The organism is Parvibaculum sp., assembly GCF_049672805.1.
In the GTDB taxonomy this organism is placed as follows: domain Bacteria; phylum Pseudomonadota; class Alphaproteobacteria; order Parvibaculales; family Parvibaculaceae; genus Parvibaculum.
This window is the reverse complement of the sequence record NZ_JBATWS010000221.1, coordinates 1-8015: the sequence shown is the minus strand read 5'-3', so window position 1 is coordinate 8015 and position 8015 is coordinate 1. Positions and strand designations below refer to the sequence as shown.

Annotated in this window: 6 protein-coding genes; 3 read left to right on the top strand and 3 right to left on the bottom strand. The window is 61.8% G+C overall.

Annotated elements, in window-relative coordinates; translation table 11 throughout:
• The first annotated feature begins 73 nt into the window (after window positions 1–73).
• Window positions 74–1501, top strand: coding sequence for an aldehyde dehydrogenase family protein (locus WBF74_RS07095; RefSeq protein ID WP_424437313.1), 1428 nt, complete (start codon window positions 74–76; stop codon window positions 1499–1501).
• 218 nt (window positions 1502–1719) lie between these two features.
• Here WBF74_RS07095 and WBF74_RS07090 read toward each other — a convergent pair whose 3' ends face one another.
• From WBF74_RS07090 to WBF74_RS07080, 3 genes are all read right to left on the bottom strand, one after another.
• Entirely contained in the window at window positions 1720–3021 is a 1302-nt protein-coding gene (locus tag WBF74_RS07090; protein ID WP_424437310.1) for an MFS transporter, read from the bottom strand.
• Between the two features lie 161 nt (window positions 3022–3182).
• Window positions 3183–4034, bottom strand: coding sequence for a 23S rRNA (adenine(2030)-N(6))-methyltransferase RlmJ (locus WBF74_RS07085; protein ID WP_424437307.1), 852 nt, complete (start codon window positions 4032–4034; stop codon window positions 3183–3185).
• Window positions 4031–5380 (bottom strand): MgtC/SapB family protein, encoded by a 1350-nt coding sequence (locus tag WBF74_RS07080; protein WP_424437304.1) that lies wholly within the window; start codon window positions 5378–5380, stop codon window positions 4031–4033. Before WBF74_RS07080 ends, WBF74_RS07085 begins: the two co-directional genes overlap by 4 nt.
• Window positions 5381–5486: 106 nt before the next feature.
• On the opposite strand from WBF74_RS07080, the gene WBF74_RS07075 reads away from it, so the two are divergent.
• Together WBF74_RS07075 and WBF74_RS07070 are read left to right on the top strand one after the other, a co-directional pair.
• On the top strand, window positions 5487–7592 hold the full coding sequence (locus tag WBF74_RS07075) for a TonB-dependent receptor (RefSeq protein ID WP_424437301.1): 2106 nt from the start codon (window positions 5487–5489) through the stop codon (window positions 7590–7592).
• Between the two features lie 132 nt (window positions 7593–7724).
• The coding region (locus tag WBF74_RS07070; protein WP_424437298.1) for a hypothetical protein at window positions 7725–8015 on the top strand (291 nt) is incomplete at its 3' end.

Genomic DNA, 8015 nt, shown 5'->3' with positions numbered 1-8015 from the left:
CGGGCCTTAGGCCCTTTCCCGAAAAGATGGCGCATTCCGAGGGGGGACAGCTTTCAAAACAGGAGGTCAGGTCATGAAGGACTATCTCAAATTCTATATCAACGGTCAGTGGGTCGATCCGGTCGAGCCGAAGACGGCCGATGTCATCAACCCGGCCACGGAAGAGCCGTTCGCGCGGATCAGCATGGGCTCGGCGAAGGATGTGGACAAGGCCGTAGCGGCGGCGAAGGCTGCCTTCCCCAAGTTCTCCCAGACCTCGAAGCAGGAGCGCATCGAGCTTCTGCAGTCGATCATGGCGGTCTATCAGAAGCGCTACCCGGAAATCGCCGCGGCAATCACCGCTGAAATGGGCGCGCCAAAGGGCCTCTCCGAAAAGGCGCAGGCGGCCATGGGCATTGCGCATTTCAACACGAATCTCGAAATCCTGAAGAAGTACGAGTTCGAGGAAGACAAGGGTACGACCCGCATCGTGCGCGAGCCGATCGGTGTTTGCGGCTTCATCACGCCGTGGAACTGGCCGATCAATCAGATCGCCTGCAAGGTCGCCCCGGCGCTCGCCGTGGGCTGCACCATGGTGCTGAAGCCCTCCGAAGTGGCGCCGATCAATGCCTATCTCTTTGCTGAAATCCTGCATGAAGCAGGCGTTCCGGCCGGCGTGTTCAACCTCGTGAATGGCGATGGCGTGAATGTCGGTTCGCCGCTCTCCTCGCACCCGGATGTGGACATGGTGTCCTTCACCGGCTCTACGCGCGCGGGCATTCTCGTCTCCAAGGCGGCTGCCGACACGGTGAAGCGCGTCGCGCTCGAACTTGGCGGCAAGTCGGCCAATATCGTTCTCGACGATGCCGATTTCGGCAAGGCGATCACGGGTTCGGTCTTCACCATGATGTCGAACTCCGGCCAGTCCTGTAACGCGCCGTCGCGCATGCTGGTGCCGGCTGCCCGCCACGACGAGGCGGTTGCCATTGCCAAGGCTGCGGCCGAGCAGGTCAAGGTTGGTGATCCGAATGCCGAAGGCACGACGATCGGCCCGGTTGTCTCCGAAGTGCAGTTCGAGAAGATCCAGGGTCTGATCCAGAAGGGCATCGAGGAAGGCGCAACGCTCGTCACCGGTGGTCTTGGCCGTCCGGAAGGCATGAACAAGGGCTATTACGTGCGCCCGACCGTTTTCGCCAATGTGACGAACGACATGACCATCGCGCGGGAAGAAATCTTCGGCCCGGTGCTTGCCATCCTTCCCTACAAGGATGAGGAAGACGCGATCAGCATCGCCAATGACACGGTCTATGGCCTGTCCGGCTATGTGCAGGGCAGCCCGGAGCGCGCGAAGAAGGTGGCAGCCCGCCTGCGCACCGGCAACGTGCATCTCAACCTCGCCGGCCCGGACCTCAACGCACCGTTCGGCGGCTACAAGCAGTCCGGCAATGGCCGCGAATGGGGCGAGTTCGGCTTCGAAGAATTCCTCGAAGTGAAGGCAGTGCTGGGCCATAATGCCGCGTAATAAGTTTCCGGATTAATCCGGATACGGAAAAGCCGGTGCGAGAAATCGCACCGGCTTTTTTGTTGCGCGAAGCGTTGGCAAACCAGCCATTGTCGTCAAGTCCGGCATTGACGGTGTTGGGGGGCTAGCGGTTGCTGAGGGGACCAATGGGTCCCGGCAACAAGTGCCGGGATGACTTCTGCGGGAGTGAGTGTCTGCGGTGGGGCCGCAGGGACGCGTTACAGCTTGATCCGCCGTTTTCTCGGTTCATCCACGAAGATCATCGTGAATACTGCGCCCGCCAGCACCGCAATCGAGAAGCTGAACAGTGCGGTGAAGGAGAGGCCGCGGGCGACGAGGCCGCCGAGGAGGGGGCCGATGGCCATCATCAGGGAGGTGGCGGTGTTGAGCATGGCGATGCGCATGGGCAGGTCGTCGCGCGCGCCGAACTCCACGATGATGTTCTGGTTGGAGTTCTGGAAGCCGCCCTGTCCCGCACCCAGCCCCGCAAAGACGAGCGACAGCCCGATCAGATTATCCGTATAGAGCAATGCCAGCGTCGAGATCGCCCAGAGGCCGACCGACGAGATGAAGACGATGCGATTGCCATAGCGGTCGGCAAGCGAGCCCCAGGCGAGGTTTGCACCTGTCTGTGAGAGCAGGAAGGCGGTGGAGAGAATGCCGAGCGTGGTGCCCGACAGGCCGATCCGTTCACCTGCAAAGAGAATGTAGAAGGGCACCGCCATCGTGCCGAGCGCGGCAAGGGCGGCCGCTATATAGAAGCGCGCAAGGGCGGGGTCGGCGCGCAACATGCCCGGGATTTCGCGCAGGCGGCCGCCGAGTTTTGCGCGGGCGCGGATGGTGGGCGGCACAGGCTCGCGCACCAGCATCAGCAGCGAGAGGCCGAGGGATGTGAGAATGAAGGCAAGCAGGAAGGTCGAGGCATAGCCATTGCCGAAAAGATTGCCGCCGACGAAATAATGCCCGCCCATCCATGAGACGCCCGCCGCTGTGAGACCTGCCGCGAAATTGCGGAAGCCGGTGAGGCGTCCGCGCAGGCGCAGCGGTATCACCTTTGCCATCAGCGTGTTGAAGATCACCGCCTGCATGCCGTTGAAAAGGCCGAAAAGGCAGAGAAAGCCGATGGCGGTGATGAGGGCGAGATTATCCGGCAGGAAGAAGCCGCCAAGCGCAAGGCCGAGTACGCCCGCCCGCATGCCCCAGCCGATGAGAAGCCCCATCGGCAAGACGAGCTTTCGATGCTCGATCAGCGTGGCCCCGAAAATGGAAGAGGCGGAGGCGCCAAACCATTGCGCCGCGAGCGCGAGGCCCACGGCAAATTCGGAGCCGGAGAGAAGATAGATATAGGCAGGGATGAAGGTCGGCGCATTGACGAGGCGGAAGCCCGTCTGGCCGAGCAGGCCATGGACGAGGTTGGCGGTGTAGTTCCGCTTCAGATTCGCCTCAATCTCGGCTTCATAGGCCATTTCGGCCTGTGCGAGGCGGAGCTGCCGTTCCTCCTCGGTGAGCGACTGGTCCATCTTCGTTTCTTCTGGCGTTTCCGGGGCTCAGGGGTGCCCGTGCCGCTCCGGTTTTTGACTTTTTGTCAGCGGCCTCTCTCTTATAGACCCGTTTGCGCAGGCAGGTCAGCCGTCTGGCGGTAAAAGTTTCAGGGGTCGCTGTTCGCGGGCGAACAAGTGGGCTATTCGCGCAGCCATTCCTCGCGTGCACGGGCGCCGGGCGCCTGGGCAAGCCGGGCCGCGAGCCATTCGAGCAGCGAGAGCGCGGCGGATTTTCCGTCCGGCCCTTGTTCCGTGAGGGCGAAGGGCGGGTTCACCACGACCATGCCGCTCCCTGTCATTCGTGTCGGGTTGGTTGCCATGACATGCAGCTCGAGCGTGAGCGTGCGGGCGGGGCCGTGTTCGGCCAGATGTTCGAGAAAGGCGCCGGAGACGGACGGGTCTTTCACCGGATACCAGAGAAGGAAGGTGCCCGTTGCAAAGCGGCGCAGGGCGTCATCGAGTGCGCGGGTCAGGGCGGCAAATTCTGAGCGGTCTTCAAAAGGCGGGTCGATGAGCACAAGGCCGCGCCGTTCCTTTGGCGGCAGCATGGCGCGGAGCGCCGTATAGCCATCCATCTCGAAGGTTTTCACGCGCGCATCGCGGCGGAAATATGCGCGGAGTCTCTGCGTGTCTTCCGGGTGGAGTTCGCAAAAGGCGAGGCGGTCCTGCGGGCGCGCGAGATGGGCCATTAGTGCGGGGGAGCCCGGATATTGCGTGAGCGGATCGCCGCCCAGCGCGCCTATGGCATCGAGATAGGGCGTAAGCGCGGGGTGCGGAGTGTCCGTTGCAAGGAGCCGCGCGATGCCTTGCAGATATTCGCCGGTCTTTTGCGCTTCGACGCCCGACAGATCGGTCATGCCTGTGCCTGCATGGGTGTCGAGCAGGAAGAAGGGCTTATCCTTCTTCTTCATATGCTCGACAGCAAGCGCGAGCAGCGCGTGTTTCATCACATCGGCGAAATTGCCGGCATGGTAGGCGTGGCGGTAGTTCATGCAAGGCCAAGCGTGACAAGGATGGCAGCGATGCCAGCCAGAGAAAGGACGAACAGGGCAGTTGCAGAGATGATGCCCCGCTTCCTGCCCGCGAAGGCAAGAATATAGCCGCCTTTCAGCAGATTGTTCGAGGTGGCAGCCATGAGGATTGCGGCGGTCTCGACGGTTAGTGCCCCGCCGCCCGATGTTTGCGCAATGTTGAGCACAAGCGGCGTGATGTCGGTGATGCCGGAAAGGGCGGCGAGCGCGAAAAGGCTCTGGTCGCCAAATTCGGGCCGCGCCCAGCCGACTGCTATCGAAAAGCCGATATAGAGAAGCGCGAAAACAAGCGCCGTCTGGATTTCAAGCGGGTTTGAAGGGGGCGGGATGCTTTCATTGCCCGCTTCGTTCTTTCCCCTCCGCGCCAGAAGCCAGAAGGTGAGAAGAAGACCAAGCCCGAACAGGATGAGAAGCGCAGGCGCAAGCGAGAGCGCAAGGCTCGGATTGAAAATCGCCACGATGATGAGAAGGCGGGGAAACATCACCGCCGTTGAGAGCACAAGGGCTGCATTCAGCATGTGCTGGCCGCCCTTTCCTTCGAGTGTGCCCGCGCGGCGGGACAGGACGACAGTGGTGGCGGTCGAAGAATAAAGCCCGCCGAGCACTGCAGAATAGAGAAGCCCGTGACGGGGCGCTGCATAGCGCTGCACGAGATAGCTTGCATAGGAAAGCGCGCTCACCACCACAACGGCGAGCCAGACCTGAAAGGGTGTGATGGTGGTGATATCCGTTACCGGTTCATTCGGCACGAGCGGCAGCACCACGCCGGTGATGATGAGAAACTTCGCGGCGGTGGCGAGTTCTTTTCCGCCGATCTTCTCTGCCATTTCATGAAGCCGGTCGCGCGCGCCGGTGAGCAGCACGACGGCAACCGCGATGGCGACCGGTATCCAGAGCGGCTGTGTCAGCGTGACGGGGCCGAGAAGATAGACAAGGAGATTGCCGACCAGCGCGACAATGCCGCCGCTGAGGCGCTGTTCCGTCTCGCCCTCAGCCTCTGGTTCTTCGCGGCGAAGGGCCAGGCTTTGCCAGTACCAGATGGCGAGCCATGCGCCGAGAATGACAAGGCCGCCCAGAAAGAGATTTCCGTTTCCCGGTGCGAGCGCATAGAGAAGCGCACCTGCAAGGGCGAGCAGCGGAAAGGTGCGTACGCCGCCCGGCGGCTTCAGCGCGCGGCTGCCGAAATATTCCTCAAAGGCCATGCCGAGAAAGAAGGCGAGGACGAGCAGCGTCACCAGCCTTTCCGGCTCCAGAAGATTGCCGGGATCGGCGGATAGAAACTCGGTCAGGCTGCCATCTTCATCCATGACCGCCCACTCCACCCGCTGAAAAAGATTGAAGAAACGCTTGATTGCATTTCGAAAGCTCTTTATCTAGTAATGTTATATTATAACATATCAATCGGGGGCGACGATGAGAGAGGGGATCAATGGACACGACGGCAAGGTGGAACGAAACGGGTGTCAGCTCGTGGTCGCGGTTGGCGCGTTGATCGGGCTGGTCGCCTCTCCGGCCTTCGCCGAGGAAGATGAGGCCGGTACGGAGTTTCTGGTCGCGCCGCTTGTCGTCACCGCGTCGCCATTTGCCTCGCCGCTTGATGAGCTTGCCGCCCCTGTGACGGTGCTCATACGCGAGGACATTCTCACCTCTTCTGCCACATCGCTCGGCGCGCTGCTCAAGGATGAGCCGGGTATATCGCAAAGCGCCTTTGCAGCGGGGGCGAGCCGCCCGATCATTCGCGGTCTCGACAATAATCGGGTGCGCGTTCAGGAGAATGGTATCGGTGTGGGGGATGTGTCGGCGGTGAGCGAGGATCATGGTGTGCCGATTGCGCCTTATGCCGCCGACCGGGTGGAGGTCATTCGTGGCCCAGCAACGCTTCGCTATGGCAGCGAGGCGATTGGTGGCGTTGTCAACGTCATCAACGAGCGGATCCCGCGCTCGGTTCCCAAGGGGGGCTTCGAGGCGGAGGCAAGCGCCAGCTATGACAGTGTGAGCACGGGCAGGCAGATCGGCGGAAAGGCCAAGGCAGCGGCTGGTAATCTCGTCTGGCATGTGGACGGATTTTTCGGAAAGGCGAGCAATTACCGCATTCCGGGGACGGTTTCGCGGCAGGTCGAGACATGGAACAACCGCTCCGGCATTGCAGGCGGTGCGTCCCTTCTCGTGGGCAATGGGGATGTAGACGGGCATGTTGGCGGCAGCGTCGCCTATTACGACAGCCAGTATGGCATTCCCGCGCCGGGCAACCCTATGAACCCGGTGCATATCGATATGCGCCAGACAAAGGTTCAGCTTGGCAGCGAGCTTGACTTTGCGCAGGGCTTCATTTCAGGCCTCAGCCTGAGCGGCGGTTACAGCGATTACAGCCATGGTGAAATTGATGCGGCGGGCGTGACAGGGTCGCGCTTCGACAATGAAGCATGGGAGGGGCGTGCCGAGTTCCTGCATCGCACTGTCGGACCGTTCACCGGTGCGTTTGGCGTGCAGGCGCAGCGGCGCACAATCGTTGCGAGCGGGGAGGGTGGCGAATTGCTCGCGCCTTCGAAAACGGACTCTGTTGCCGCTTTCATCTTCGAGGAAATGCGGCTTATCGGCGAGGTGCTGAAGCTGCAGCTTGCGGGCCGCATCGAGCATGTGGATGTCGCGGGGGAGGCGATGGATTACAGCGCGCCGCTTGCGCCGTTTGACTACGCCGTTTCGCGCAGCTTCACGCCGGGCAGCGTGTCGGCGGGGCTGGTGTTCAAACCGGCAGGCAAATGGGTTTTCGGGTTGAGCGCGCAGCATGTGGAGCGCGCGCCTGATGCACTGGAGCTTTTCTCCAAGGGGCCGCATGAGGCGACGGAGACATTCGAGATCGGCGATCCGACGCTCGGAAAGGAGCGTGCGCTGAGTTTCGAAGCCAATATGCGCCGCGAGGGAGATGACTACGCCATTGAAGCGGCGATCTTCCACACCTCCTTCCGCGACTTCATCTACAAGCGGATGACGGGCGAGGTCTGCGATGATGATTTTCCGAGTTGCACACCCCATGGCGCGGGCACGGAACTCGATCAGCTTTTCTTCACGCAGGAGAAAGCCCGTTTTCGCGGGCTGGAAGCGAAGGGGAGTATCACGCTGGCGCGTTGGGACGCGGCACGGGCGGGCGTGACCGGCCAGTTCGATATGGTGCGGGCCGAGCTTGAGGCGGGCGGCAATGTACCGCGCATTCCGCCGATGCGGGCAGGCGCAGGCCTGTTTTACGAGGACACGAGGCTTTCCGGCCGTCTCGGTTTTCTGCACGCCTTTGCGCAGGACAGGCTCTCTACGAATGAGACGGAGACGGGCAGCCATACCGATCTGCGCGCCGAGCTTCGCTATCGCTTCCTGGCGCCCTTCACGGGGGCAGAGGCTGTGGACCTGGCGATTGTCGGCGAGAACCTGCTTGATGACGACATTCGCATCCATTCATCCTTCAAGAAGAGGGATGTGCTTCAGGCCGGGCGCAACATCCGGCTCGTCGTCACGGCGCGCTTCTGATCCGTGCCACAATGGCACATCTGCGCGGACACCGTTCCGGCTCCGTAACTCAATTTTAGATATCTTTCTCTAAATCTGTCCTTCGATGTGGTGAGGCCGGGACGCTGGCTTCAGCAGGATGGAAGGGCTGTCGTGTCGGAACAGCAAGAGGGCAGCGGGGCGGGCGGAGTGGCCGGTCCCCCCGACGGTGCCGCTGCCGCAGATGTGCGGCAGCGTTCGCGCCTGTGTGCCCGGCTGAAAGCACTGCTTTCGGCACCATCCCTGCGCTTCATTTCCATTCGTGCCAAGATCGTCCTGCTGATGACGCTTGTGGGCGCCGTGCTGATCATGCTGTGCGGTGTCTTCGTTGTTTATGAATTCAACCGCGAATTGAGCAGCGCCTCGGCAGCGCGGGCGGCGGGTGCGGCTGATGCGCTTGCCCTG

Excerpts from the sequence above, each read along its gene's own strand:
- WBF74_RS07080 (WP_424437304.1), bottom strand. The coding sequence starts at position 5,380 with ATGGATGAAGATGGCAGCCTGACCGAGTTTCTATCCGCCGATCCCGGC.
- WBF74_RS07095 (WP_424437313.1), top strand. The coding sequence starts at position 74 with ATGAAGGACTATCTCAAATTCTATATCAACGGTCAGTGGGTCGATCCG.
- WBF74_RS07090 (WP_424437310.1), bottom strand. The coding sequence starts at position 3,021 with ATGGACCAGTCGCTCACCGAGGAGGAACGGCAGCTCCGCCTCGCACAG.
- WBF74_RS07075 (WP_424437301.1), top strand. The coding sequence starts at position 5,487 with ATGAGAGAGGGGATCAATGGACACGACGGCAAGGTGGAACGAAACGGG.
- WBF74_RS07085 (WP_424437307.1), bottom strand. The coding sequence starts at position 4,034 with ATGAACTACCGCCACGCCTACCATGCCGGCAATTTCGCCGATGTGATG.